The sequence below is a fragment of the Mycolicibacterium lutetiense genome (genome assembly GCF_017876775.1).
GTDB classification, from domain to species: Bacteria; Actinomycetota; Actinomycetes; order Mycobacteriales; family Mycobacteriaceae; genus Mycobacterium; species Mycobacterium lutetiense.
This window is the reverse complement of sequence record NZ_JAGIOP010000001.1, coordinates 1,761,297-1,787,565: the sequence shown is the minus strand read 5'-3', so window position 1 is coordinate 1,787,565 and position 26,269 is coordinate 1,761,297. Positions and strand designations below refer to the sequence as shown.

The window sequence follows — 26,269 nt, the reverse complement described above, 5'->3', positions numbered from 1 at the left end:
CAATACCTTCACGATACCGACACCGGTCGCTAAGGGAGGCACCCCTCGGGTGATCGCCGTTCACTCTGTTCATCGATCGCTGGAATGCGGTTGCCGACAGGAGAACCAGGCGTCCCGCACGTTCGAACTGCCCCATCTGCCGACCGGGGCTGCACTTGGCCGGCTGAGTGATCGGTGTCGCGGTCGCGGATCGGCAATCCGGAACATAACGTATACAGATAGTTTCATCTGCATACGTTACGTTCCAATGACAGTGCGAATCACCTTTCGAAGCGAAACGTACACAGGTATGATCATCTGTACACGTTTCGTTTCACTGTGCGATTGAGGAGGTGCCCTGTGGAAGCCCTCACCCCGAACACGGCCAAGCTGCGGGGACTGTCGCGCAGCGCGCTCTACCGCCTCGCGAACGACGGACGGATGGACCGCATCGCACGGGGGATCTACCTGCCCGTTAACGCGCCGGCTGCCGACTGGGACCAACTCGAAGCCGCGACCCGACGTACCGACGCGACGATCTGCCTGACGTCTGCTCTCGCCTATCACGACTTGACCGACGCGATCCCCTCCACGCTGGACGTCGCGATCCGGCGAGGGGCGCGCCCACCGGCCAGCACAGGTGCCATCACGTGGCACCTGTTCGATCGGGACACGTTCGACATTGGCCGCGAGCAGATCACGATCGCCGGATCGGACCAAACGATCGGGATCTATTCCCCGGAACGCTCGATCGCCGACGCGTTCCGCCTCCGCGGCGAGGTCGGACACGAGCTGGCACGCGATGCGTTGCGCGAATGGCTGCGCCGCGGTGGAAAGCCCGCGCGGTTGATCGACATCGCGACCCGGCTTCCGAGGGCCAAGACCCCCGCTCTGCGCGCGCTGGAGATGTTGGGTTGAGCGACGGCGACAAGGTGTTCCGCCGCATCCAGTCCGCCGCCCGCTCGGCCAAGGACAGGGGCGGCCCCGCCGCGCCGACCCAGGAGTACTTGATCCGTCATGTTCTCGAGTCGTTCCTGGACCGGCTCACCCGCACGCCGCACGCCCGTGACTTCATCCTCAAAGGCGGGATCCTATTGGCCGCCTACGGTGTTCGCCGACCGACGAAGGACGCTGACGCTAACGCTGTCAGCGCCGACGTCACCGCGCAGCACCTCGTCGACGTGGTCCGCGATATCGCCGCTGTGGCCGTCGACGACGGAGTCGTCTTCGACATCGACGCGATCACCGTTCAGGACATCCGCGAGCAAGCCGAATACCCCGGCTTGCGGGTGCGGGTTCCTGCGACGATCGGTCGGTGGAAAGGCGTAGCGCTGTGGGACGTTTCCACCGGTGACCCGGTCGTTCCGGCGCCCCGGCCGGTGACCATCGAGCGGATTCTCGGCGACCCGATCACGTTGCTCGGCTACGCCGCCGAGACCAGCATGGCCGAGAAGGGCGTGACGATCCTCGAGCGCGGCATCACCAGCACCCGCTGGCGGGACTATGTCGACATCGTCGCGCTCGGGCGGGCGGGCTTCGACGAGGCGGAGCTTCTGCGCGCGGCCCGGGCCGTCGCGGGATACCGAAAGGTTGTGCTCGGTCCGGTTGCCCCGCTCCTGGAGGGCTACGGCGCAGTGGGACAGGCGAAGTGGGCCGCGTGGCGGCGCAAGGAGGGCGTCGAGTCCCTCTGCGAGGAGACCCTCGATGACCAGGCCGACCTGGTCGCAGCCTTCCTCGACTCCACCTTCTCCCTCGGCCCCTGGTAACCGCCCGCCTGGCCGACGGTCGGCGAGCACGTCCCCCTGCCGACCGGCCGACCGGCCTTTCGTTACGACGCACTGCACGTGCCTTCGACCGGCCCATTGAGTGCCCACGGCGCATCCGCCTTCCGAGCCGATAGTCCTCAGCGGGATACCGCCGCGTAAATGGTGTCGGCGCCCCTGATTCGCCGCACGCAGGCACGCTACAAGCGCTGCCGCGCCGGACACCCGCGTCAGCTGCGCGCTGTGGCACAGTGCGCGACAACGGGGCGCCGACGGAAGGGACTGCAATGGCCAATTGTGAAGTCAATCGACCGCTTGAAGTCTTCGAAATGGCACTGACACAGCGTCTGATGGACACGTTCGAGCCGATGATCGAGCGCGCGACAGCCGAACAACTCGACAGGCTGGCCGCCCTCGTTGAGACCCGCCGGACCCACCTTGCCGACCCGGTAGATCAGGCCCGCCGCATTGCGGCTTTTAAGCGCGCCGCGATGGAGCTGGCGCGAGAATCAAGCGGCGATGACCCGTTGCCCGCAGGCGCCGTGTTGTTCTACGCAATCGAAACCGAATCCAAGCTGACTGGCCAGCCGCCGAACGAGATAGCGGCTGGAGATCCGGCGGTGACCGAGGCGCTGGAGGAGATGGCACGCACCGGCCGCAGAACCCACGTCATGCGGGGGTGGCTGCATCAGAATTGGGAAATTGTGTCGCAGCGCGCCTCAACGATCCTGAACGTCGAAGCGATCAGCGCCACGGAGTAACCGAATTCTTTGGCGCCACAGGCTTTCTCGCCGTCCAGACAGCAGCCCATGTCTACTCGCTAGTGGACGGCAGTCACCGATCCAGGTTCGCGATATCTCTGAGCAAGTTGGACCAGATCCGGGCGGCGACACCGTAACGGACCCGGTCCTCGACCAGCACGGTCTCGTCACCGTCGAGCACGCTGGCACCGCGCACGGCAACGGTGGCGAGCAGGAACACCGTCTCGATCCGGTCCCGCAGCTCAGCGTATTCGGTGTCGGTCAGGTTGACCGTTTCGATCGCCCCAGCGGAGACGAGCGTGGTGGGGATGGTGCTGGTTTTCATCGCGAACCTTTCGACGGGCGAGTGACATAGACGGCGGCATGTGGACCGAATAGCTGCTCCCAAATAAATGGCATCGAGCGCTGACCGGTCAGCTTCGGTGTAGGTGAACGATCGCAGTCCTGTCCCCCTCGGAGCCCCTGACTTGGGAAGGGCAGGGAGGGACTCGATGCCGCGATTGCCCAGGAATGCGTCGAACTCCGGCTCCATCGCCTCGGCAGCAGCCGAGGTCATCCCCCGCTGCTGCAGGTAGTCGCGCACGCGCAGCGGAGCATCGCCGGGGTCGATGCCCGCGATCTCGCCGAGTGCGCCGGCAAGGGCTCTGCGCGCCTCGGCTTCCAAATGATCCGCGTCGACAAGGTCCCGAAACGCGCGCAGCACCGTCGCTTTGGCGTGCACTGCCTCGACGACGCACGCCAGCCGATCCCCACCGACACGCGGGTTGGCCTCAGCGATCGCCCCGGCTGCGGGTGCGGGTAGATCCAGTGCTGGAGATGTCCCGTTGAAGTACGCATCGAGAGCGTCGGCGGCCTCGGCTTGGAATTCCTCGATGATGGGACGGGTCTCATCGGAGACCCGGTTGGTGTCGATGGTCGCCAGCCACATCGTGAACGTGCGGCGGTCGATCATGACCATCTCGCGGTTCTTGCCATCCTCCGCGACCGTGGAGACGAGCCCCATGGTTGCCCAAGGCTTCCCCTTAAGCTTCTGAAGTTGGCCCGAGTAGTCGACATTGAGCGATTCGCAGCCGTGACGAAGCGACACCATCGGCGTGCTGTCGATCAGGGTCGCGACGACTTCGCGGTTGGTACCGGGCAGTGCTATCGGAATGAGTTCAGCGCTCATCAGATCCCCCAAGTCTCAAAACGTACGATCACTATTGCGTACGTTCGCGCGTACGTCAAGAAAGTCGCGTCCTCAACACGGACCCAACGTTCGTGTCCCCGAGATCGGCGACTATGCAGCTTGCTGGACTTCACCAGTCCCGTAGCCGACACTTATCCTGTGCGCGAACCTATGCAGCCACCAGAGGCGGAGTTTTTAGAACGTCTGCGTACCGCAGCAAAGCCCAGCCTTTCGGTACGCGCGGCCGCCAAGGAGGCTGGCATCTCAGATTCGCGATGGCGACAGATCATCAAGGGCTATCGGCAGGAGACGAAAGACCTGCGTATCCCTGTCCGTGCACCCGCCGATACCTTGGCTCGAATGGCAACGGTCGTTCAAGCCTCACCTGAAGAACTCGACGCCGTCGGCCGAAGCGATGCCGCTGACATCATGCGCGCCGCTGCTGATCGGACGATGTCGGCGCTCGACGAACAGGAACCCAAGCCCGAAACGCCGGCTGAGACCGCTTCGGTCAAGGCTCTCGGGAATCCGGCCGCCAGGTACATCTCGGAGCATCCGATGTTGGTCGATGGGGTTTCCATCGAAGAACTCGCCGAAAGATTCAAAACCCTGCTCGACATGGTCGACAACAGCCAGGCCACACATCAGGCGATGACCCAGCTGGCCCGACAACTTGAGGCGGCGACCGACAATAATCCGGAGTTTCCAACGCCATCCGAAATCGAGCAGTCCCTACACGAGGCCCAACGGGGAGCTGTCGAATTCCGGACATTCCTGGCCGACGTGATGTTCCAAGTAATGACGACCGCAAATTCCGCGACCGCTGCAGAGCTCAAATCGCTGCTACGGCCCCTGTACGACCGCGCGATCACCGGAGGGGCTTCACCGCACGCAGACGACAGCGAGGCACCTCGCGGTTGACCACAACCGCATAGTTCCTGATTCCATGGGCATGCATCAGGAATGGAAGCTGCTTCCGGCCGTGGGCTGAGAGCGGGCTACGCCCATTAGCCGGATTCTTAAAGGACGTGACAACGCGTGCGCAGGCCGGTAGCACACGGGTGCGACAATTGAACGATGAACAGGTGCACGGCACTGTTGGCGGCTGTGGTGGTTACGGCCAGCGCAGCGGTGTCGGCATGCTCGTCCAGCGATGCCGCCCAGAGCGCTCCTGTACCTGGTTCACAAGCAGTTCCCGCAGCGGAGACCGCGAAGGATCCGGCGGCACCCGCACAGCAGTGGATCGACGTGGGAGGGACCGCTGTCCGCCAAGCAGATGCGGCCGGCATCCAGTATGGTGCGCAGCCTTACCCAGGTATCAACATCGGACAAGGTCAGATCGGCACCTCACCAAACAAGTGCACTCTCGGACCACTGGCCCGAAGGATCGCCGACGGCGCTTACGTTTTCGTGACCGCTGGCCACTGCGACGAACACCCTGGGGCGGTGGTGAGCATTTGGTCCGGTCCCAATGGTGAAGGCCCGAAAGTAGTGGGAACGCTCGCCGGAAAGCTCGACGACGGCGAAGCACAAGACTCAGCGCTACTGGCGACTGTCCTCGCACCCGCCCCTGATGCGACGAAGATCGCGGGCAAGTTCGCGGTTACCGGCGTGATGCCGGTGGACGAGGTGCGGAAGCTGCCGGTTGGCACCCCCATTTGTCTCGACGGTGCTCGCAGCGGGGTTGTGTGCACACCGCTGCTGCGCATGGACACCGTGATCCACTTCCCACGCACGGCCGTCAAGGGCGACAGCGGCGGCCCAGTCTTTCTTGTGGATCAGCACGACCAAGCAGTGCTGATAGGCCTGGTCGAGCGTGAGGGCTCGGCCACATACCTCGAACCGGCCCTATCTCGTCTCGGTGTCGAAATCGTCACAGGCTGACACACCCGCAGCTCGAAAGCTGGGATATCTCCCATCTGGAGACGGCCTCAGCCCGATGGAGTGTTCCTGGATGTCCCTGGTTCTTATGGCGCCCAAGGAAATCACCGACCTTCACCCCTGACAGCGGCCGTCATCGCTGCTCGATCTTCCTTGCGCCCGGTCGCCTCGGGGCCACAGCTGAAACCCCGAGCGAGGCAAGCGATCAGATCGCCAGCGGGATGCGGGTCCCGTCGGGGCGCTTGACCATCAGCTCCAACTCGCCGCCGGTGGCCTCGACGTACTTGCGCAGGGTCGACACCTGCGCGGCGGCGATCTGCCCGTGCTCCATCTGGGAGACCCGGTTCTGCCCCACGCCGATGAGACCGGCGAGAGTCTTCTGCGTGTAGCCGGCGTCCTCACGAAGCTGGCGGAGGCGGTACTCAGCTGCCTCGCGTTCCATGTCGGCGGCACCGCGGGCGATGCGTTCGCGACGCTCCACGGGCAGACCGGACAGTAGTTCATCGAGTGTGCTCATCGTCCCTTCCCCTTCCGCTGCTTCTTCTCGGTGGTCCGTTACAGGTGCCGGTCGAATAGATCGTCCGCCGGCGGAACGTTGTCCCGGTACCACTTGTTCCAGTCGCCGGTCTTGTCACCGGCGACCAGTGTGATCGCGTGCGATTGCAGGTCGAACGCGAACAGGATGCGCAACTGCCGGCTTCCGCCGGGCCGCGCGGACGCAACTCCTTCATGTTCTGGTGCCGTGAGTGGTGGATGCGGTCCACGAACGGTCGACCCGCGGTGGGGCGTTATCGGCCAGGTACTCCAACGCCGACAGGACGCTGTCCTGCGTGGCTTCGTCCAGGCCGACGATCCAGTCGTGGATCAGTGTCGTGTCCACCTCCCACCGTCGTATCGGCACAGGACAAAGGCATCACTCAAAACTGATACTAGCTAGCTAGCTAGAACTGATACAGGGGTCGACGTGGCCGTTCTCTGAAGCTTGACCGCAGGCCGCGCCGCGCTCGTCCCACATCCCTTGACCAGCTCACACTCTCGTTATGGAACCCGAAGATCCTGATCTCTCGTTCGCCGATCTTGGCATGAGCAAAACCCTTTCCGAACAATCAGCCCGTTACCACGACACCGCCGAACAACTGAAGGCTGCGATCGCAGGCATGGCCGCTCAGGCGTCCGGCGCGACCCCGACCACAAACCTCGACCAAATGCGTAAAGAGCAGGCAGAAGCTCAACGGCTCGGCGACTCAATCGGTATCGCGGCCAAGGCGACTGCAGCGATCGAGAAAGCCGCCAAAGCGTGGCGTGACGGCGTCGAAACCGGCCACTACGACAAGACGTGGCTCACCTGGCTGCGTGCGCAGCTTGATTCGAAGCGCACAGCGATGGCTGACGCCGAGACTGAGCTGCAGAATGCCCAGAGCTCCAAGGACTCGGACCGGATCACCAAAGCCCGCACCGCCGTGTCGAACGCAACGAGGGATTTCATTGCGGCGCAACGGGAATACGACGACGCGAAAGCCGCCCGCAAGACGGCCGACGAAACACTCGATGCCGCCGTCGCCGAAGCAACGGCGATGATTCCGAGTCAGGGTGATGGTGACGATGTGTCCGGCGAAGGCAACTTCAGCAACACCCCCAATAATCCGGTCACCAATTCATCCCGCCCCGCCGGCTCCCCCGGCAACGCGGCCCCGGGTTCAGCCAAAGCGGCTGGTGCCGCTGCGCCCGGCAGCGGCCCATCGCCCGACACTCGGTCGTCGAGTTCCGGTGGCGTGGACCCGGTCGCGGTTCTTAACGCATTGCGCCAGCAGCCTGCCGCGGGACAACAACAGCAGCCTGCCGGGACCGGTCAACAGCCCGCAGCGACTGCACAGCCGGTGTCGTCCACCCAGCCGGGGAAGAACGACAAATCCGATGCAATCACAAACTCTGACCTCGACAACGCGATCGGAACACCCCCAGGTCTGGCTGCCCTGGCCACCACGCCAACTCCGCCATCTCGGGTTTCGGTACCGTCACCGGCTAGCGGGCCCGCAGCCGGGCCGGCCGAAGTGTCCGGTGGCCCCACCGGGAACTCGGTACAGGGGATGAAGACCGAAACGAACGTGACTGGCCGGCCCGAAGGCGCGACGGCGCAGACGCGTCTGAGCGCCGCGGAATCCGGTAACGCGATGGGCAAGCAGGGAACCCCTGCTGCTACGGCGCCCCACGGTGCCGGCGGCGTGCCGATCATGCCTGGAATGGGCGGTGTGGGACAGGGCGGCGGTAGCACGAAACAGGCTGACCCGGTTCGGGTTCGGCAGGTCGGCCCTGACGTCGCGGAAGTTTGGGGTGAACAAACCATCGCCGAGTCGGTCCGTGGCGGAACGATAGCTAAAAAGGACCCGCTGGATCCAGGAAACGTGGCTTAACGCAGCGTGAGCGTGCGACTCACACCGAACTTGAGGTGGTGCGTTCGAGCCTCAGCCATCGCACTCCAGGTCACATGGCGCTCAGGATGAGTTCGTTGACGGAGCTGGCAACTTAAACCGTCTGCTACTCTCCAAAATAGAGATTACCCTCAAGGTGGAAGGGCCTCCGTAACCGTGTCTCACGATGTTTTCCCAAGAGTCGATTCCGCAACCGTGCGCGATCTGGCAGAGGGTGCGGGCTCCGCGCAGGTTGCGCCCCCGGCCAGACGACAGGCAGTGCCGAATCAGCTTCGTCCCCACCAGAGGACCGCCGTGGAGGCGATCCGTGCTGACCTCGGCCGCCAGCAACTCATCATGGCGTGTGGCACCGGCAAGACGCTGACCGGCATGTACGCGGTGGCCAAGCTGCTCCAAGGTGAGCCTGGCACCGTGCTGATCCTGGTTCCGACACTGACGTTGTTGCAGCAGACGTTCGAGGCGTGGGCGGAGCACGCCCCGTTCGCTTTCGACGCGATAGCCGTGTGCTCGAAACTCACTGCGTCCGAGTGCCGCGCGATCGGCACCGAGGAGGACCTTGACACCGATCAGCTCTCGCTGACGGCCACCACCTATTCCGGTGAGCTCGCTGCGTTTCTCGCAGACAGTGCCGACACGGTGCGCGTCGTGTTCGGCACGTACCAGTCGCTCGGCGCTGTGATCACTGCGCATGCTGACCAGGGAATGGCGCCGTGGTCGGTGGTGGTGTGCGATGAGGCGCACCGAACCGCAGGAAAGAAGACGAAGCCGTTCGCGCGGGTGCTGCATGACCAGCATGTGCCGGCCCGCCGACGCCTGTTCCTCACGGCGACGCCAAAAGTGCATATGGTCTCAGAGAAGGAAACCTCGCCCGAGAAGTCGGCGTTGCTGGCGTCGATGGACAACGAGCAGCTGTACGGGCCGCCGGTTTACACGCTCTCGGTGGCCGAGGCAGTCGAGAAGAAAATCCTGTCCGAATATCAGGTCGCCGTGATCGGTATCGAGGACAGCGAGCTGCACGCCGCCGCACAGGTGCTCGACAATGTGACCGTGAACGGGCAGCAGCTCTCGCTCGATCACGTCGCCGCGATCGTGGCGCTCTCGAAATCTGCGCAGGAACACGGCCTGCGCTCGATCATCGCCTTCTACAACAGCATAAAGGCAAGCAAGGCGTTCGTCGCCGCGTTCAACTTGGTACACGCGGCGTGCACCGATGAGCAACTGGCGGAGGGCACTGCCGAGCACATCGACGGTGCAATGAAGTTGGACACGCGGCGGGAGGCGCTTGATCGGCTGGCCAAACCTCGTGAGGAGGGCTACCGCCTCGTCTCGAACGCCCGGTGCTTGTCGGAGGGAATCGATGTACCGACATTGGACGCCGTGCTTTTTGGCGAGCCGCGAGCCAGCCAAATCGAGGTGGTGCAATGTGTCGGCCGCGCAATCCGGAAGAATGGTGACCGCACCGCGCTGATCATCCTCGGTGTACGTGTCGGCGACGGTGACGATGTCGAGACCGCGATCGAGGAGCAGCAGTTCAAGAAGATCCGCCAGGTGCTCGCCGCGTTGGAGGATCACGACCCACGGATTGTCGAGGCTGCTCGCATTCTATCGCGTGCCTACACGCCGAGTCAGGGCAGTCCGGATCGACCCCGCGATGACGAGGTCACATGGGCAGAGAAGTTGCTGGCACTGGATGTGCCGGAACGTGTACTCAGCGGTGGGTTCGGGCTACGGATACTGGGCGACCTTGACCAGCGGCGGGATGAGGGGTTCCGGGAACTGCAAGCGTTTGCTTCCGAGAATGGTCACGCCCGAGTTCCGAACAGGTACGAAACTGATGCAGGTTTCAATCTGGGAAATTGGGTTGCACTTCGCCGCGGCGAATACCGTTCCGGAAAGCTGTCAACCCAGCGGGTCACCCAACTTGAAGCGGTTCCCGGATGGACCTGGGACGCCCGCGACTACCAGTGGGATGAGGGGCTCCGGGAACTGCAAGCGTTTGCTTCCGAGAATGGTCACGCTCGAGTTCCGAACAGGTACGAAACTGATGCAGGTTTCAATCTGGGAAATTGGGTTGCACTTCGCCGCGGCGAATACCGTTCCGGAAAGCTGTCACGCGAGCGGATCACTCAACTCGAAACTCTTCCCGGATGGACCTGGGACGCCCGCGACGACCAGTGGGATGAGGGGTTCCGGGAACTGCAAGCGTTTGCTTCCGAGAATGGTCACGCCCGAGTCCTCTTACGTCACCTCACCGCTGCAGGTTTCAATCTGGGAAGTTGGGTTGCACGTCGCCGCGGCGAATACCGTTCCGGAAAGCTGTCACGCGAGCGGATCACTCAACTCGAAACTCTTCCCGGATGGACCTGGGACGCCCACGACGACCAGTGGGATGAGGGGTTCCGGGAACTGCAAGCGTTTGCTTCCGAGAATGGTCACGCACGCGTTCTATCGAGGTACGACACCGCTGCGGGTTTCAGGTTGGGAAGGTGGGTTGCACGTCGCCGCGGCGAATACCGTTCCGGAAAGCTGTCACGCGAGCGGATCACTCAACTTGAAACTCTTCCCGGATGGGCGTGGAACGCACCTGTCAAGTCAAGGATCGCTGCTTGAGTGGTGCCCGAGAACCTACTGTTTCTTGTCGCCGGTTGATGGACGGGGCTTGGTGAAACCGAACGGCAGCTTCCGGTGGGTGCTGCGGATATACCTGTCGGGGTCAGAGCGCAGCAGGGCAAGCGCCTCAGGGTTGTCGTCTGCCAGGAGGATGGGACCAGTGTGAGCTGATTTTGACAGGGTGATGGGACCACCTGGATTGCCAGTTATGGGACCACCGGCGCGTCGCGTCGGTGGTCTCTTCATCTGTTCGTTTGATCGCCGTGACGGTCCAAGTCACGGAGGCGGCGGGCATGGCTTTTCGGGAGGTCAGTGTGAACGAGATCAGGGAAGTGCTGCGGGTGTGGCTGGGGGTCGCCGGGCTACCGGCACCGGGCTACCGCACGATCGCCGCGCATTGCGGCGTGGACCGCAAAACGGTGCGCCGCTACGTCGAGGCCGCGCAAGCGGCTGGTCTGCACCGCAGCGACGGCGTTGAGGCCGTCGATGACGGGTTGATCGGGGTTGTCGCCGACGCGGTGCGCCCGGTACGCCCGGATGGCCACGGCGCAGCGTGGGAACAGCTGCTGGGGTTCGAGGACCAGATCACCGCGTGGGTGGCCGGCGATGGTGAGCAGCGTCCGTTGACGATCACCAAGATCGAGACCCTGCTGGCCCGTCAGGGGTGCGTGGTGCCGTATCGGACGTTGAACCGATTCGCTGGTGAGCGTTGCGGTTTCGGCCGCAAGGACACCACGGTGCGGGTCGCCGACGGGGATCCCGGGGTGGAATGCCAGATCGATTTCGGCTACCTCGGGATGCTCACCGACGCCGATGATGGGCGGCGCCGCAAGGTGCACGCGCTGATCTTCACCGCCGTCTACTCCCGGCACATGTTCGTGTGGCTGACCTACTCGCAGACCCTGGTGGCGGTGGTCGCTGGCTGCCAGGCGGCGTGGGAGTTTTTCGGCGGCGTGTTCGCGGTGCTGATCCCGGACAACCTCAAGCCGGTGATCGCTGCCGCTGATGCGGTCAATCCCCGGTTCACCCAGGGGTGGCTCGACTACGCGGGCCATGTCGGATTCCTCACCGATCCGGCTCGGGTGCGCTCCCCCAAGGACAAGCCGCGAGTGGAACGCGCAGTGCAGTACGTCCGCCGAAACTTTTGGGACGGTGAAACATTCATCAGTATTGAGCAGGCGCAGCAGGCTGTCACCGTGTGGTGTCTGCGTACTGCCGGGACCCGTATCCACGGCAGCACCTGTGCACGGCCGGTGGAGGTGTTCACCACCGAGGAGCAACCGCTGCTGCTGGCGGTGCCGGGCGCCTACGACGTGCCGGTGTTCAAAGCGGTCAAGGTGCACCGCGACTTCCACGCCGAAGTCGCCAAAGCCCTCTACTCGCTTCCCGAGCAGTGGATCGGCACCACCGTCGACGTGCGTGCTGACGGTGAGCTGGTGAAGTTCTATCACCGCGGTGTGCTGGTCAAAGTCCACCCCCGTCAGCCTCCGGGTGGCCGCAGTACCGACCGTGCCGATTTACCCGAGCACAAAGCCGTTTACGCGCTGCGGGACTTGACGACGCTGATCGCCACCTGCGCCGCGCACGGCCCCAATATCGGGATCTACGCCGAACGCATCCTCGACGATCCGCTGCCGTGGACGCGGATGCGCACCGTCTACCGACTCCAGGGTCTGGTGCGTCGTTACGGCGCGCAACGCGTCGAGCAGGCCTGTTCGGTGGCACTGGATCTCGATGTCGTCTCGGTCAACAAGATCGCCTCGATGCTCGAGCGTGCCACGGAGAACACGATCCCGGTACTGCCGCTGGCCGTCGGCCACACCGCTACCCGGTTCTCGCGTGATCCCTCTGAATTCAGCACCACCTCAACATCATTGACCGTGATCGCCAATGCCGACTCCGAGGGGATCTGCTGATATGACTACCACCAACCGCGTGGCCGCAGACCCGGTGGGCGCTGACCTGCTCCGACTGCTCAAAGCACTCAAACTCGGTGCCCTGGCCGACACCCTGCCCGAACGGGCCGCACTTGCCCGCCAGCACAAACTCAGCCACATCGGATTCCTGGAAACACTGCTCGCCGACGAGGTATCCCGACGCGAATCCCGTTCAGCCGCCCTGCGGGCGGCCAAAGCCGGACTCGACCCGAGCATGCGCTTCGACTCTTGGACCGCACAACAGGACCTGCGCTACGACCGCACCCTGCTCGGCGACCTGACCTCGCTACGATTTCTCGACGCCGGACAGTCCGCAATCATCCTCGGGCCCGTCGGCGTAGGCAAAACACATCTGGCAACAGCCCTGGGACACATAGCCATTCGGCGCCGCCACAGCGTCCTGTTCGCCCGATCCGACAAACTGTTCACCCGGCTACGCGCCGCCCGACTCGACCACACCGTCGACGCCGAGATCCGCCGGCTGGCGGCCGTCGACGTCCTGATCATCGACGACTTCGCGCTGCGCTCCCTCGACGCCACCGAAACCAGCGACTTCTACGAAATCGTCGTCGAACGCCACCAGAACAAGACCACCATCGTGACATCAAACCGGGAACCCGCCGAATGGTTGACCATGACCGCCGACACCCTGCTCGCCCAATCAGCCATCGACCGACTCACCGCTGCGGCCCACACCCTGGTCATCGAAGGACCGTCCTACCGCCAACGCACTCGACCCGGCCAGCTTGACCCAGAAGAACCCGACGAGCATCCTCGATAACGCGCCACGGTGGTCCCATCCCCCTGGCAATCAGGTGGTCCCATCACCCTGGCAAGCGACAAGGGTCAACGGCATCGCGCGTGACGCCTTTAGTGGCTCTTCGATCTTGACCGGGCATGCGAGGAGTTACTTGCCCTCGGACGGGTTGAGTTGAGATTCCAGAGTCTCGGCGAGATGAGTCAACGCATTCAGCACCTTGTTCCAGTCCTTCCCCAGCCCCGCCAGCAGTCTTGCGTGTGCCTCGAGTTCGCGGGGGAACACGTCATCGACGGCGCTCATTCCTGCATCCGACAGTGCAATCAGCGCTGACCGTCGGTCAGCGGGATTAGTTGTGCGACTGATCATTCCCTTGCGCTCTAAATTGGTCAGGGTCTTGCTCACCCCTGCCCTCGACATGCCGAGGAGCTCGGCGAGACGGATGGCTGTGACCGCTTCGTCTGCGTAGCGCAGCGGAACGAGGAGCTCCACTTCCGCGGCGGTAAGCACGGCTTCGGCGTAGACCGGTTCGACGGCGGCATCGAGCAGTGAGGAGATGTGTTTGATCTGGGCCACGATCTCCATCGGGGAGGTGTTCAGCGCGGGGTTGCGCTCAGTCCATAGCGTGATCGTCTGTGCTCGAAGCGAAGGATCGGACATCCCGCCCCCTTTGTTAACTGGTGAACAAATCTGTTAGGTTGCGAGCCTACCCACGGTTCCTGGCGGTGACCGCGATGGCCTCGTGTAGTTCTCTGACGCGTGCCGGGTGGGATGTGCTGCGCCCGTTGGAGTGCGTGGCCGTCAACGCTGTCCGGAAAACCGTGAGCGTCAACGTTTATCGGCCTAGCGGCCCTGACTGAAGCGCGTCTACGGGGCCCTGGGAATTTTGGAGGGGAGTTGTAGTGGAAGACGATGTCGTGGTGATCGGTGGCGGAGCGGCGGGGCTGAGTGCCGCGACGGTGCTGGCGCGTGCCCGCCGCAGGGTGACGGTGGTCGATGCCGGCGAGCCTCGGAACGCCCCGGCCCAGCACGTGCACGGTTTCTTGTCTCGTGACGGCATCGCTCCGGCGCAGATGCTTTCAATCGGCAGGGACGAGCTACTCGGGTACGGCGGGCAGGTTGTGCAGGCTCGGGCGACGGGGATCGAGCAACTCGGAGACCGAGGGTTCGTCGTGCGATGCGACGGCGCCGGCGATCTCACAGCGCGTGGCGTTGTCGTCGCGACAGGGCTGCGCGACGAGTTGCCCGAGATCCCCGGCCTGCGGGAACAATGGGGCGTCGACGTTTTGCACTGCCCGTACTGTCACGGATACGAGGTGCGGGACATGCCACTCGCGGTGCTCGGTGGCAACAACCGGCCATTCACGCTGCATCAGGCGTCGCTGGTGCGGCAGTGGTCCTCGGATGTGATCTTTTTCCCGAACCGGATAGTTCTGACCGTCGAGGAACGTACTCGGCTGACCGCCCGAGGGATCCGTATCGTCGAAGGCGAGGTTGCCGGCCTGGTGGTGAAGGATTACCAGTTGAGCGGTGTCGAGTTTGTCGACGGCCAGATTGTGCCGAGGTCGGTCGCGTTTGTCGGTCCGCGGTTCGTACCCTACGACGAGCTGCTGACCTGCTTGGGTTGTGAAGCTGGCGAGGGCGGGTGGGTGAGCACCGATCCCACGGGCCACACGAGTGTGACCGGGGTGTGGGCGGTGGGCAACGTCGTTGATTCGCCGGCTCAGTTGATCAACGCCGCAGGTGCAGGCACGAAAGCTGCGATTGCGCTCAACCACTTCCTCCTCGAGCAGGACGTTCAGCAAGCCGTCGCAGCGACTCCAGCGATCACAGGTGACTGAGCAGGCAACCCTGCTATTCGGGATGCCCGGCGTCCGGGTTGTCGGCGTCAATCATGAGGCGGACGGGGCTCGGGTGCTTGAGCTAGTGACCGATGAGGAGACCGCGGCGGCATGTCCGTCCTGCGGGGTGTTATCGACATCGGTCAAGGAGCGAGTCACCACCAGGCCCAAAGACATCCCCTACGGGGAGAATCGGATCCTGCTGCGATGGAACAAAATCCGGTGGCGGTGCCTGGAGGACTACTGCGAACGGGGTTCATTCACCGAGTCCATCGGGCAGATTCCGGCCAGGTCCCGCACCACCCTGCGGCTACGCACCCAGATAGGCGCCGCGATCGGCGACGCCGCCCGATCGGTCGTCGAGGTGGCCACCGCACATGGGGTGTCCTGGCCGACAGCTCACCGCGCGTTCGTCGAGCATGCGCAGCAACTACTCGCCGAGCCCGAGCCCGTCCGGGTACTCGGCATCGACGAGACCCGGCGCGGCAAACCCCGCTGGGAGCGATGCGAGAAGACCTGCACTTGGGTGCGGATCGATCCGTGGGACACCGGGTTCGTCGATCTCTCCGGCCGGCAGGGTCTGCTGGGGCAACGGGAAGGGCGCACCACTGCCGCCGTGATCGGCTGGCTTACGGAACGCACACCCGAGTTCCGAGAGTCGATCGAGTATGTGGCCATCGACCCGGCGGCCGTCTACGCGGCCGCTGTCCATACCGAGGGCCTGCTGCCAAATGCGACGCTGGTGGTCGACCACTTCCACCTGGTTCAGTTGGCAAACCAGGCGGTGACGAAGGTCCGCCGCCGAGTGACGTGGGAACTGCGGGACCGTCGCGGCCGCAGGGTCGATCCGGAGTGGGCGAACCGCCGTCGATTGCTCACAGGGCGGGAGCGACTGTCGGACAACAGGTTCGCACGAATGTGGAATGCGATTGTCGACGAGGACCCGAGTGGGCAGATCCTGTCCGCTTACATCGCGAAGGAGGAACTCCGCACTTTACTGGCGACCGTCCGTGTCGGCGGCGATGGGCACCTGACCCGGCACCGTTTGTACCGGTTCCTGGCCTGGTGCGTGGATTCCAACATCCCGGAACTTCTCGCCCTCGCTAAGACCGTCGACGTGTGGTGGCCGGAGATCAACGCGTTCGTAACGACCGGGATCACGAACGCCCGCACCGAGGGCTACAACCGGCTCGTGAAGACGGTCAAGCGGACCGCCTGCGGATTCAGGAACAGGGAGAACTCGGTACGACGGATACGATTCCACTGCACCCGCAAACAGCGGGCCGCAACCCGGACTTGCAGATGATTGCCCGGTCAAGATCGAAGAGCCCCTTTAGTCGTCTTCGCCATCAGTTCGCTCCCTTCGCACTCTCCCCACACCTATGACGGGTAGACACCCCCAAACTAGCTGGTGTTACCTGCGGTAGACCGCAGACTCTCGATCGCATCGGCCGCGTCGTCGGTTTCGAATTCCACCTTCTCGCCGGTGATTCGGTTCTGCACCATGCACTACCGGTGGGCTCTTCTCTGGCTCAGTCGACTTCGGTGAACGGGCCGACGAGGCGACTGAAGCTCTCCATGGACTTCTGGCCTCGCCATGCGTCCCGGTCGGCCTCGCCTTTCGACTCGTCGAGCCACATGCCGCGGCTTTCGTCCCAGGACCATGTGCCGCCGCAGCGGGCGCGCCAGGCTCGGTCGCGGTGAACTGGTAACAGAACCGGGACGATGCACGGGGTGTCCAAGGTAGTCCTCCTGGTCCATAGGGTCTCGTGGAATGCACGGTAGGCGGCCGAGCCGTACCCCGTCACCAGCGGCGCGGGCCTGCCGTAGCCCGTTCCTGAGGCTGTCGCCTGGTGGGGCCAGTCCGCGCCGCGGCGATCCTTGGGTTCCCGATCGCCTTACACTGCGGATGCCGGTCGAGGTGCCATGTCGTTTGCTGCGACACACTGATGGTATCCGTGACGGCATCGAACGAGAGGCGGCGCGCAATGGGTGGCAATGAAGGCTCAATCGCAGTCGACAAGGCTGCATTGGATCGGGACACAGCGGAGATCAAGCGGATCGCAGCTGAGCTGCGCGGGTTCGTCGAGACGTTCGACGCCGTTGGGGCAGCGGCGGAATCTGATGCCAAGACGTTCACCGCCGATGGTGCGGTCTCCCCCGTGTACACACCCGTGGTCGCTTCGCTGAAGGCGTGGGCAGCCGCGTTGAACGACGCGATCACCGCCACCTGCGACAGCGCCGAGAACTGCGCAGACACCGCCAAGACAAAGGGCTACGCCATGGTTGGCATCGACCTGAAAGCTGCTGACGACGCCCGCAAGGCCTGACTGGGCACCGGGGACTGAGGAGGACAGGGATGAGCGTGGATGGCGCGGACGATGTCACCATCGGTGACAGGTTCGGCGATGCGTGGCAGAAACTCGACACCGTCGCAAAAGCGTTGGCCAGTGTGGCAACCGAAACCGAGACGGTCGCGACAACCGTGGCGTCGAAAAGCGGCAGCCCGGCCGCGGGCGCGGTTCCCAGTGCTTCGGCTCCCTTGTCGCCGTTCGTCTCCGCGCTCACCAGCACGTTGACCAAGGAGAGCGCGCCTGCGAAATCCTCGGCAGCCGCGCTGAGTACGGCGGTGACGGGGTTGCAGACGTGGGCCAAGACGACGCACAACATCGATGTCACAGCGGCTGCCGCAGTTCCCGGCGCCGGCGGTTCCAATCCCGCGCCGAAGGCCGGTACCGCTGATTCCCCGGCTACGGGCACTCCCAACGGTGCACCGCTGCTTCCGGTGACACCGCCTCCAGCACCGCCCGGCACGGTGCCGGCGGCCCCGGGTTCCTCGATCTTCGCTGGACCGTACGGCGACTCCTCCGCCCCGGCCGCGGCAACGACGCCGAAGCCGAATCCGCTGACACCCGATCCGTCGATACCGCCCGCGTTCTCGATGAAGTAGACCCGAAACGACTTCGAGACGACTCTGAAAGGACAGACTGTGGCAAACGACGTCACTATCAGCTCGCCCGAGCAGTTCCAGGCGACCCTGAACACGCTCACAACGCTGCGCGGTCAGCTCGACTCTGCGTTGAAGGCCTCCGACGCGGTGACCGAGGCGGCCGAGGCAGCCGCCAAGCCCGGCACCGGCGCTTCGGACGAAATCGCCCCGGCACTTGAGCCATTCACCTCATCGCTGCACACAGACATCACCAAAGTAAATGAGCTGGTAAACGCCGGTGGCGGCTCTATCGGGTCGGTGACCTCAGACCTGGCGGCGCTTCTGCGGGGAATCACTGGCACCGACACGACAGCGGCAGAGACAGCGAGGGCGGTCTGACATGGCAGGGGAAATCAGCAGCAACGAGCTGATCATCACCGAGCCCGGCAAGATCGCGCAGGATCTGCCGGCCAGCTCCGGCGGTACCGCCGCCAGCCCAGGCGTACATCCCGGCTTAACAGCAGCAGTCGACGACACCACCAAGGACGGTGAGCGAGCGCGCGACAAGGTCAAGGAGGGCTCGGACAAGACCAGCAAGTTTGGCGAGGGCGTCAAAAGCATCGACAAGAAGGGCGGCGACGGTGTCAATGCGATCCCCGCTGCCTTGCTCAGCGCGTTCGGTGCCGGAGCGAGTTCACTGCTCGGCGGTGCCGGCAACCTGGGTTCGGGGATGCAGATGCCGCAGGTGCCGCCTTCCAGTCCCGGTGGATCGATCAATTCGCCCCTGTCCAGTCCGAACGGTGCGCAGGCACTGTCCAGGTTGCTCGGTGGCGACGGCTCGATGGGCACGGGTTCTCTCACCGCCAAGGGCAAAGTCGGCGCGGGCGGGCCGACTTCACCTGGCTCCACCGAGTACCAACAGCGGATCATCGAGCTAGCTAAACAGGTTGTCGCTGAAGGTATTCCGTACGCATGGGGCGGAGGCAGCATCGACGGGCCCAGCCAGGGCATCAGCGACGGCGGAGCGGCCGACGCCGCGGGCGACTACGACAAGATCGGGTTCGACTGCTCGGGGCTGGCGCGTTACCTCGTATACCAGGCATCCGGAGTGGAGATTCCCCGCGTGTCCGGCGAGCAGTACGCGGCTGGGCAGCTCGTAAGTGCCGCCGACGCGCGTCCCGGTGATCTCGCCTTCGATGACAACCCAGATCACCACGTCATGATTTACGTCGGTGACGGCCAGGTTGTCGAAGCCCAACAGTCCGGGACCAACATCATGTTCAGCGACGCCGCAAGCCGCGGGGCTACTCAATTCGTGCGCGTGGTCAGCGACTCGTAGGCCGCGCCGGGCCCGCCGCCGGTGGACCCCAGCCCCCAATATGGCAACACGACACGCACCCGCACCCCATCTCCGGCGGTGCGGCCTGACAGAGAGGACGGAACCGCTCCGTGTCCCCCACCGACATTCCCCCCGTCCCCACCCCGCACTCCGCCGAGATCATCGGCACCAACTTCCCGACCACGTCGGAGACGCAGACGGTGGCTTCGGCGTTGCAGTTGTTCGAGCAATCCGCCGCATCTGTTGGCACGGGCAACACCGCTGAGGTGATGTACGCGCTGATCGAAGCCAACGCCACCGGTAACACTCCTGATCAGCTGCTCTCCGGGTTCACTGAGGACCAGCGGGCGGCGTTCGACCGGGCACTGGCGCAGCTGAATATGGGTAACGGTGCCAGTGTGATGGCACAGGACATCCTTAACACCAAGATCCAACTCAACGGTGTGGCCACGACTTTCGAGACGGCCGTGGAGGAGTTGATCGCGTCCTACGCCGGGTCAGGTGGCCCCAACTCGCCCAAGAACCAGGCAGAGTTCACTCAGAAATACAACGAGTTGCTGCAGGCGGCCAAGGACCAGGCCGACCAGATCGGTGGCAATCACAACAGCACTCAGGAGGAGTTGGTCAGCGGCGTACAGAAGGGAGCTACACCCACCATTCCTTCGACGATGGCTCCGATGCCTGAGAACGGCCAGATGGTGCCAGGAATGCCCGATGGCTCCTTGGCGTCGCTGCTGCAGAACGTCGGCGGTCAGGTGTCGAAGGTGGGATCCGGGATGCCGAACCTGGGCCAGCAGGCCCAGCCAATCATCCAGGCCGGGCAGTCGGTGATCCAGGATCTGATGAAGAAGCTGCCCGGCAACAACGGCGTGCCGATCAGCGACGATGCGCTGTCACGGCTCACCAAAGCCTCAGGGCTTGCCGATAGCAGCAACCCGCTATCGGGGCCGCGCGCAGACAAGACCGGAAGTTCCGAGAACAACAGCACCGCGGGATCTCCACTCGGCCGACCACTCAGCGGGTCACGTGACGGGGAGAACGCGCGCTACACCCCCACAGGAACCTCCCCCAAAGAGGAGGAAAGTCCAGTCGAGGTGCCCGCAGGGGAAACCCGGGCCGATACACCATCGGAACCGGCAACCACTGCGGCACCGACACCGGCAGCGCCAACCACGACTCTGTCCTCGGGCGAGGCAGTCAGCGGCGACAGCTCGTTGTCGACGCCAACCACCCATGTCTCCTCGGGTGACGCGGGCGCAGGTACCAACACGCTGAGTCCGGGCACAGGTGCGCCCGGTTCATCGGTGTCCCCGGCCGTGCCGATGGCACCCGCGATGGGTCCGATGATGGGGCCAATGGGTGGCGGACTGGGTGGTCCAGGGGCTGCCGGCGGCGCAGCCGGTGGACGTCCCACCAGTGGTCCCGCGATCAAGCCCGGTAAGGACTCCGATTCCGTCGCGTATGTGCCGAAGGAACGTGAAACCCCTAGGGAGCTTTTCGATTTCGGAGCGGATCTCAAAGGCCTTGACCATGCCACGGACATGGACCTGGTCGCAGCGTCTATCGTCGCGGGAATCTACCGGGCGCACCGCCGAGAGGGTCGAGTCATCCAGGTGGCGGTTGGGGTGAACAGCTCCGAGGCAGTGTTCGTCACCGGTGACGGTCTCGGATTTCTGGCGCCGGGTATGCGGGCCGCACCACACCTGATTCCGTTGATTACCAAGGTCTCCGATGGATTCGCCGCCCGATGGCTGGGATGTGACCAGCCGTGGCGGCCATTGCTGGAGGCGGTGGCGATCGGTGTCGTCGGCCCGTTCGACGCAGTGGTGGCCACCGACCCCGAAGCTGCCCGCAGCGGGGTGCTGGTGCTCTCGGAGCAGGAGATCGACGCGGTGAACATCGCGGCCGGCTCCAAAGACCGCTGGGGTTTCGATGCGATCGACCCTGAAGACATCGACGACACCCTGACCTATCTGTCCACGGTGTGGGGTCGCCCCGTGCAGGCAGCAGCGGATCTGGAACGTCTGGTCAATCAAGCCCGATGGACCGGCAGCGCGGGTCCGGGCCGGTATCCCCGGATGTGGGCCCGCTACCTGCTTTCGGCGGCGCTGGCCGACCGCACCGCCGGAGACATCGACGATGCCCGTTACGCGCTGCGCAGCGCGCTGCGGGTCCCTGAGACTTTCGGAGGTGGGCAGTGACGCAGGTTGAGCCGTTGATTGTCGGCGGGATACCGCTGGTGCGGCTGTCGGGGACGGTGACTGAACGAAGTGGCGCCGAACTCGCGTCCAAGGTGATGAGCGCGATCTTCTACTCGAGCCACGAGGCGCGTCCGTTGTCCTTGCAGCAGCCCCGGTTAGCCGACAAAGCACCCCCGTGACGCATACGTCGCCCCAGCGGCCAGGTACGCAGTTGAGCTACCGATTGCCGGCGCACTGCAGGACATGACATTTCGACAGTGCCCGCGACACGGCACATCGACCGTCGCTGGAGTGAAGACGTGGAATGATTTCAGCTAGAGCAAAACTCGGCCAGCTCCGTCCAGGGCCGATGATCGCGAACGTGAGGAGAGAAAACGATGACCATTGGAGTGAGCAGCTTCGCCGACGTTGTCGGCCAGGTGTCCGGACTGATCACCGAGACGACCGGATTCACGGCGGCAGCCGGGACCGCGACCGCCGCCGCTGCGGCGGTCACCCCGCCCGGAAACGACGCCGACTCGGCAATGGCGGTCACTCAGCAGGCCGTAACGACCGCCGATTTCATCGCGATGCTCGGGTTGGGCATCGAGCAGCTTGGTGAGCGTGCCGCCGAGACCGCTAGTGTCAACGGCACTTTCGAGGCGCTCAACGCCGCCGGTGGACTTGCCGCCATGGCTGTTTGATCTGACCCGTCTCCGGAAAATCCCCTCCCCCTCGCCGGAGACGGGCCGGCTCGATGCCGCTGGTTTCTTTGCCTCTCCGGTAAGAAACCAGCGGCATCGCTAGTTTTCGGAGGAGGTTCCGGACGCGCCGCGGGACATAGTGCACAGCCGCCCCTGGTTACCGTGCGCGCACGGTGGCCGCCGCAGGGGCGGTCACCAGCGGAAGGAGCCGACGTGCGTGAGATGTGGGAACTGCCACGGCCAAGTGCGGGCAGCCGTGCGACCCGCGTCGTGTTGACGCTGGCGCTCGTGTGGGCAACGGTGGCGGTCCCACTGACCGTCTGGCTGGCTTTGCGTACCCCGCCGCCGGAACCGGTGCCAGCCACCCGAACCCCATCGGTGCTCGAAGCCGCAGCGTTGCGATACGCCGGCCAGACTCTGTCGACAGGGCCGGTGACACTGGCCTCGACGGTGACGACGGCGACCGCGCGGCTGGAGGTTCAAGAAACCGCCGATCCCTCACACGCCGTCTCCTACGGAAAAGTCCGCTCAGGTACGCAGACCGCCGAGCTGTTGGTGATCGGAACACGTGTGCTGCTGCGAGGTGATTCGGCGTTTTGGTCCAGTGTCGGTGTCCCCACCGCAGAGCCCGGGTGGATCGAAGTCGGTGACCGTCTCGGACGCATCCCGTTCCCGCTGTCCGAGGCCATCACGGCACTGGGCGCAGACAGGGTGGAAGTGAACACCCCCACGGCCGGGTCGGACACGATGACGGCGCGTATCGGCAACTTGGTCGCCGACTTCAACGCGGCGGGGGTATCAGCGTTGACTGTCGGCGGCCGCAGTGCGGCGGTGACGCGTGCCCCCGCCGACGCGCCGGCCCGCGTGTCGGCAGTTGCGGGCTCCGATCCGGCCGCGGCGAAATTGGTCGGCGCTTCCGGATCGCTGACGGTTTCGGCGCCGCCCGCGCCGGAGCCCCCACCAGTTCCGGCCCCCGGTTCCTGACCACCGGCCGCTGGTCTTTCGAAAACCGTTGGCAGCGCGGGACATGACAGCCTCAGCGGTCCGTGTCCGCGTTGTCGGACACTGTTTCCCGGTGGCACCCTGGCCAGCACACCCCGACTGCATGAGAGGCAGACGCAAATGACGGCACAACCCTGGTCCCTGCCGCCCGAGCTGAGCGCAGGGATGCTCGAAACCGGTTCTACAGGGGCGACGTGGGCAGCCGCGTCGGCCGCGTGGATGGGTTTGGCGTCGACCACCTTGGCAACACTGGGCATTGTTGGCGAACAAATGATGGCCTCACTGTCGTCCATCTCAGGCATGCGTTCGGCCATCCAATCAGCGGCGACGCCGCCCTTTATGACCTGGCTGGCGTCCATGGCTGCGATCGCGTTTAAACAGTCGGCGATCGATGCTGTAGTTGCCGAAAGTTATGGAATGTCGCGGACATCGATGATCCCGTCGGAGCAGTCGATCAACAATCGCGTGCGGGAGCTGGCAGCCGAGTCGACCAACTTCTTCGGGCAGAACACACCGCTGATCGGCGAGCTCAATGGGGAGTACGCCGCGTACACCGCCCAGAACACCATGATTGGAACCACTTACGGCGAGGTGATCACGGCGGCCACGCTACCGGTGCCGATCCCGCCTCCGCCGCCGCTGAGCAATGCGGCGTCCGCTGTCGCCGACGGTGCTCAGGCGGTGCAAGGGGCCACCAATATGGTGAGCAGCGCCGGACAAGGAGCTTCACAAGCGGCCACGCAGGCCACTTCGGCGGTTACCGATACGGGAGCGAGCACGGCCGGCACCTCCTCGGACATGACCTCGATGCTGGGGCAGTTCGGTTCGGTGCTGTCGAGCCCGATGCAGATGGCCTCCAGCTTGCCGCAGTCGTTTCAGCAGCTGCTGTCGGCACCGATGCAGATGTTCGGGTCGTTGTCCGGTATGGGTGATCTGCTCAACGGCGGATCGACCGGAAGTTCCTTCGCGCCTGCGACGTTGGCCGGTGGCGGTGGTCTTCCACTGGGCAGTAACGGGATCAGCCCTGCCTCGATGGGCGCCGGCGGGGGCGGCGGAGTCCCCGGAATGGGGGGCATGGGATCGCCGTTGATGGCCAAGCCTACTGGCTCCAGTGACAGTGTCAGTGCACGGAATACAGTGCTGTCCGGCGTGTCAAATGTCGCCCAGGAGAAAGTGATCGGCAGCGCCCCGGTGGGAACCCCGGGTTCGGGGATGGCACCAGGAGCCGGCGCCGCTGGTGCTGGCGCACGTGACCGCAGCCGCTCCGATTCGGTCGTTCTGTCGTACGCCGGCAGCGGGGACATCCCACGCCGGGCAGCCGAGGGTAACGAGCGCGAGCAGTTCGCTTGAGCGGCAATTCAAGCCACGTTTCCCACTGCATCGCCGCCGAGGACGGCCAGTGCCACCGGCTCCGCCGGCTCGGGGTCACAGACCGCATACAGCGTGGTGTGATGCTTGGTGACATCTGAGCCAATCACCGCCAGCCGGGTTCCAGCCGGGAGCATCACCGCGTAGCCGCGGCGGGTGCGCACTGCGACACCGCGACGCACGCGTGCCTTCAGCGCAAGCCGGTGGCCTTCCCCGGGCACGACATCCTGGTCGATGCGTCCCAGCGTCGGTGCTGTCAATGTTGCTCCACCGGCGCTGCGCAACTCTGCGGCCAGAGCGCTCACGTCCTGCCATGGAGGGGTCGCGAAGTTGATGGTGACTTCGACTTCAGTACCGAAATCGAAAGGCTCTGCAGCAGCGAGCAGCGTTATCTCGTCACGGTGCACGTTCGGAAGCGTGACGTAATCCTCGAGGCGGGTGTCGGCGCTGAGCTCGTCGCCTGGATCACCACCGTGTCGCATCCTGGCGAGCATCCCAGGCGGCGCTTCCACCGGCCGTATGGAGGTGTCCGGCGCCAGTGGCAGTTCGCCTGCGGCCAGTGCTTCGAACGGACCGGTTGCTGCAACCTCTTCGGAGCGCTGGCCGCCAACCAAATCCGCGATCGCTGTCGCCGCTGGGCTGACAAGGAATTTTCCTGGTGCGGCCCCAGGCTGCAGCACCAGCTCCTCGCCCGCTTCGCCGCTGAGCCGGCGCGTCATCGAGGCCACCCAGCTGCGAACACCCGGTGAACACATCCGCAAGCAGTCCGTGACCACCTCCCGAGGCCAGCGCGTTGGGCTGCGGGTGTCCCCCGCGCCCGCGGTGATCACTAGAGGTGCGGCGATTCGTGCGGTCCATGCGCCGGGCAGCGCATCGGGTCCCGCGTCGACCACAACGGTTGCGGGGTGTCCGGCGACGGTGATCGTCGAGGTGGCTCGCAGCCAGCGCATCCCTGTCGCACGACGGGAGTCTTCCCGGGTGGCGTAGTCGGGAAGCAGCGCAGTACGGCAGCCGAGCATTCCGGTGCTGGAAAGCAGATCGCTGGCGAGTACGCCGGCCAGCGGCGCTGGTGTGGGGGCGTCTTTGGCGGTCATCTCGATCTGGCTGCAGGCGTGCTCGAGGAACCGGATCTGCAACCGTGCCACCAACGCCGCCGCGGCGAACCACTCACGCCACGGGCGCGCCACGGCAGCGTTGAGTGTGTCGGGGTGCCCCGCCGCGGCATCGGCCAGCGCCAGCGCCAAGTAATAGGCATCGAGGACGGCCTGCTGATCGGACTCAGCGGCCCTGCGGGTCCGGGCGGGACGTGACAGCAGCACCTGCCGAAGGGCAGCCGCGGCTGACAAATGCAGCATCTGCTCGTCGATGCGATGCCCGGCGGTATAGGCGACGTCGTCGGGATCGGGGTCCACCCCGTTCATCACCGCCGCGATCGCTTTCTGTGCACGGGTCAACCGCAGGGCGTTGGCGCGTACCGCTGACCGGCGGCGAAGCGGAGCCTGTGTCAGATCCATGATGCACACGGTATGCAGCTGTGGAGGTTGTGGTCGTGCCCGCGGCACGACACGCCGGTGTCGCACCTTACGCCTAGATGCCGACACAACCGCAGCTGCGACCCGCG

27 protein-coding genes are annotated in these 26,269 nt (G+C 64.7%); 20 read left to right on the top strand and 7 right to left on the bottom strand.

The features are described from left to right. Nucleotides 1–339 precede the first annotated feature (339 nt). The 3 genes from JOF57_RS08615 to JOF57_RS08605 all read left to right on the top strand — a co-directional run bounded on the left by JOF57_RS08615 (nt 340) and on the right by JOF57_RS08605 (nt 2,503). Complete coding sequence (locus tag JOF57_RS08615) at nt 340–897, top strand: type IV toxin-antitoxin system AbiEi family antitoxin domain-containing protein (protein ID WP_019345524.1); 558 nt, start codon at nt 340–342, stop codon at nt 895–897. Continuing rightward, nucleotides 894–1,745 carry a nucleotidyl transferase AbiEii/AbiGii toxin family protein gene (locus JOF57_RS08610; protein WP_019345523.1) on the top strand — a complete coding sequence of 284 codons (852 nt, stop codon included), beginning with the start codon at nt 894–896 and terminating at the stop codon, nt 1,743–1,745. Before JOF57_RS08615 ends, JOF57_RS08610 begins: the two co-directional genes overlap by 4 nt. A 284-nt stretch (nt 1,746–2,029) precedes the next feature. Continuing rightward, nucleotides 2,030–2,503, top strand: a complete 474-nt coding sequence (locus JOF57_RS08605; RefSeq protein WP_131823430.1) for a hypothetical protein — start codon at nt 2,030–2,032, stop codon at nt 2,501–2,503. A 73-nt stretch (nt 2,504–2,576) separates the two neighbouring features. On the opposite strand, the gene JOF57_RS08600 is transcribed toward JOF57_RS08605, so the two are convergent. Beyond that, nucleotides 2,577–3,671 carry a phage antirepressor N-terminal domain-containing protein gene (locus JOF57_RS08600; protein WP_209915599.1) on the bottom strand — a complete coding sequence of 365 codons (1,095 nt, stop codon included), beginning with the start codon at nt 3,669–3,671 and terminating at the stop codon, nt 2,577–2,579. Nucleotides 3,672–3,791: 120 nt separating this feature from the next. Between JOF57_RS08600 and JOF57_RS08595 the strand changes: the two genes are divergently transcribed. Together JOF57_RS08595 and JOF57_RS08590 are read left to right on the top strand one after the other, a co-directional pair. Next, nucleotides 3,792–4,592 (top strand): helix-turn-helix domain-containing protein, encoded by an 801-nt coding sequence (locus JOF57_RS08595; protein ID WP_209915596.1) that lies wholly within the window; start codon nt 3,792–3,794, stop codon nt 4,590–4,592. Nucleotides 4,593–4,748: 156 nt separating this feature from the next. After that, nucleotides 4,749–5,555 (top strand): chymotrypsin family serine protease, encoded by an 807-nt coding sequence (locus JOF57_RS08590; protein WP_209915594.1) that lies wholly within the window; start codon nt 4,749–4,751, stop codon nt 5,553–5,555. A 202-nt stretch (nt 5,556–5,757) separates the two neighbouring features. On the opposite strand, the gene JOF57_RS08585 is transcribed toward JOF57_RS08590, so the two are convergent. The 3 genes from JOF57_RS08585 to JOF57_RS30835 are packed head-to-tail and all read right to left on the bottom strand — an operon-like array spanning nt 5,758 to nt 6,432. Next, nucleotides 5,758–6,069 carry a type II toxin-antitoxin system RelB family anti-toxin gene (locus tag JOF57_RS08585; protein WP_209915592.1) on the bottom strand — a complete coding sequence of 104 codons (312 nt, stop codon included), beginning with the start codon at nt 6,067–6,069 and terminating at the stop codon, nt 5,758–5,760. Between the two features lie 38 nt (nt 6,070–6,107). Next, complete coding sequence (locus JOF57_RS30840; protein WP_234937751.1) at nt 6,108–6,242, bottom strand: type II toxin-antitoxin system RelE/ParE family toxin; 135 nt, start codon at nt 6,240–6,242, stop codon at nt 6,108–6,110. Nucleotides 6,243–6,279: 37 nt separating this feature from the next. After that, the gene (locus JOF57_RS30835; RefSeq protein ID WP_234937750.1) at nt 6,280–6,432 is read right to left on the bottom strand and encodes a hypothetical protein; all 153 of its coding nucleotides are present in this window, start codon (nt 6,430–6,432) and stop codon (nt 6,280–6,282) included. Between the two features lie 160 nt (nt 6,433–6,592). Here JOF57_RS30835 and JOF57_RS08575 point away from each other — a divergent pair, with 160 nt between their 5' ends. From JOF57_RS08575 to istB, 4 genes are all read left to right on the top strand, one after another. Then, complete coding sequence (locus tag JOF57_RS08575; protein ID WP_209915589.1) at nt 6,593–7,963, top strand: hypothetical protein; 1,371 nt, start codon at nt 6,593–6,595, stop codon at nt 7,961–7,963. Between the two features lie 174 nt (nt 7,964–8,137). After that, nucleotides 8,138–10,591, top strand: coding sequence for a DEAD/DEAH box helicase (locus JOF57_RS08570; RefSeq protein ID WP_307869982.1), 2,454 nt, complete (start codon nt 8,138–8,140; stop codon nt 10,589–10,591). A 293-nt stretch (nt 10,592–10,884) separates the two neighbouring features. Beyond that, on the top strand, nt 10,885–12,507 hold the full coding sequence (gene istA, locus JOF57_RS08565; RefSeq protein ID WP_209915585.1) for an IS21 family transposase: 1,623 nt from the start codon (nt 10,885–10,887) through the stop codon (nt 12,505–12,507). A 1-nt stretch (nt 12,508) separates the two neighbouring features. Then, nucleotides 12,509–13,309 (top strand): IS21-like element helper ATPase IstB, encoded by an 801-nt coding sequence (gene istB / locus JOF57_RS08560; protein ID WP_209915583.1) that lies wholly within the window; start codon nt 12,509–12,511, stop codon nt 13,307–13,309. 126 nt (nt 13,310–13,435) lie between these two features. Here the strand turns inward: istB and JOF57_RS08555 are convergent, their stop codons facing one another. Beyond that, nucleotides 13,436–13,945 carry a MarR family winged helix-turn-helix transcriptional regulator gene (locus JOF57_RS08555; RefSeq protein WP_039379661.1) on the bottom strand — a complete coding sequence of 170 codons (510 nt, stop codon included), beginning with the start codon at nt 13,943–13,945 and terminating at the stop codon, nt 13,436–13,438. Between the two features lie 242 nt (nt 13,946–14,187). On the opposite strand from JOF57_RS08555, the gene JOF57_RS08550 reads away from it, so the two are divergent. Together JOF57_RS08550 and JOF57_RS08545 are read left to right on the top strand one after the other, a co-directional pair. Then, nucleotides 14,188–15,126, top strand: a complete 939-nt coding sequence (locus JOF57_RS08550) for an NAD(P)/FAD-dependent oxidoreductase (protein WP_039379662.1) — start codon at nt 14,188–14,190, stop codon at nt 15,124–15,126. After that, nucleotides 15,119–16,432 (top strand): ISL3 family transposase, encoded by a 1,314-nt coding sequence (locus JOF57_RS08545; protein WP_209915581.1) that lies wholly within the window; start codon nt 15,119–15,121, stop codon nt 16,430–16,432. Before JOF57_RS08550 ends, JOF57_RS08545 begins: the two co-directional genes overlap by 8 nt. A gap of 226 nt (nt 16,433–16,658) precedes the next feature. Here JOF57_RS08545 and JOF57_RS08540 read toward each other — a convergent pair whose 3' ends face one another. After that, nucleotides 16,659–16,868 carry a hypothetical protein gene (locus JOF57_RS08540; protein ID WP_209915580.1) on the bottom strand — a complete coding sequence of 70 codons (210 nt, stop codon included), beginning with the start codon at nt 16,866–16,868 and terminating at the stop codon, nt 16,659–16,661. Nucleotides 16,869–17,114: 246 nt separating this feature from the next. Between JOF57_RS08540 and JOF57_RS08535 the strand changes: the two genes are divergently transcribed. The 9 genes from JOF57_RS08535 (at nt 17,115) to JOF57_RS08495 (ending at nt 24,630) form a co-directional block, all read left to right on the top strand. Then, entirely contained in the window at nt 17,115–17,456 is a 342-nt protein-coding gene (locus JOF57_RS08535) for a hypothetical protein (RefSeq protein ID WP_019345502.1), read from the top strand. 29 nt (nt 17,457–17,485) lie between these two features. After that, the gene (locus JOF57_RS08530; RefSeq protein WP_019345501.1) at nt 17,486–18,076 is read left to right on the top strand and encodes a hypothetical protein; all 591 of its coding nucleotides are present in this window, start codon (nt 17,486–17,488) and stop codon (nt 18,074–18,076) included. Nucleotides 18,077–18,115: 39 nt separating this feature from the next. Next, a complete protein-coding gene (locus tag JOF57_RS08525) occupies nt 18,116–18,454 on the top strand; it encodes a hypothetical protein (protein ID WP_019345500.1) in 339 nt (112 codons plus the stop codon). Between the two features lies 1 nt (nt 18,455). Next, complete coding sequence (locus tag JOF57_RS08520; RefSeq protein WP_070946518.1) at nt 18,456–19,394, top strand: C40 family peptidase; 939 nt, start codon at nt 18,456–18,458, stop codon at nt 19,392–19,394. Between the two features lie 110 nt (nt 19,395–19,504). Next, nucleotides 19,505–21,595, top strand: coding sequence for a hypothetical protein (locus JOF57_RS08515; RefSeq protein ID WP_234937749.1), 2,091 nt, complete (start codon nt 19,505–19,507; stop codon nt 21,593–21,595). After that, nucleotides 21,592–21,774: a hypothetical protein gene (locus tag JOF57_RS08510; RefSeq protein ID WP_209915578.1), complete on the top strand. Its 183-nt coding sequence runs from the start codon at nt 21,592–21,594 to the stop codon at nt 21,772–21,774. Before JOF57_RS08515 ends, JOF57_RS08510 begins: the two co-directional genes overlap by 4 nt. 198 nt (nt 21,775–21,972) lie before the next feature. Further along, on the top strand, nt 21,973–22,278 hold the full coding sequence (locus tag JOF57_RS08505) for a hypothetical protein (protein ID WP_047036684.1): 306 nt from the start codon (nt 21,973–21,975) through the stop codon (nt 22,276–22,278). 213 nt (nt 22,279–22,491) lie between these two features. Further along, complete coding sequence (locus tag JOF57_RS08500; RefSeq protein ID WP_209915576.1) at nt 22,492–23,262, top strand: hypothetical protein; 771 nt, start codon at nt 22,492–22,494, stop codon at nt 23,260–23,262. Nucleotides 23,263–23,400: 138 nt separating this feature from the next. Beyond that, on the top strand, nt 23,401–24,630 hold the full coding sequence (locus JOF57_RS08495) for a PPE domain-containing protein (protein WP_209915574.1): 1,230 nt from the start codon (nt 23,401–23,403) through the stop codon (nt 24,628–24,630). An 8-nt stretch (nt 24,631–24,638) separates the two neighbouring features. Here the strand turns inward: JOF57_RS08495 and JOF57_RS08490 are convergent, their stop codons facing one another. Continuing rightward, a complete protein-coding gene (locus tag JOF57_RS08490; RefSeq protein WP_070946517.1) occupies nt 24,639–26,162 on the bottom strand; it encodes a hypothetical protein in 1,524 nt (507 codons plus the stop codon). Between the last annotated feature and the right edge of the window lie 107 nt (nt 26,163–26,269).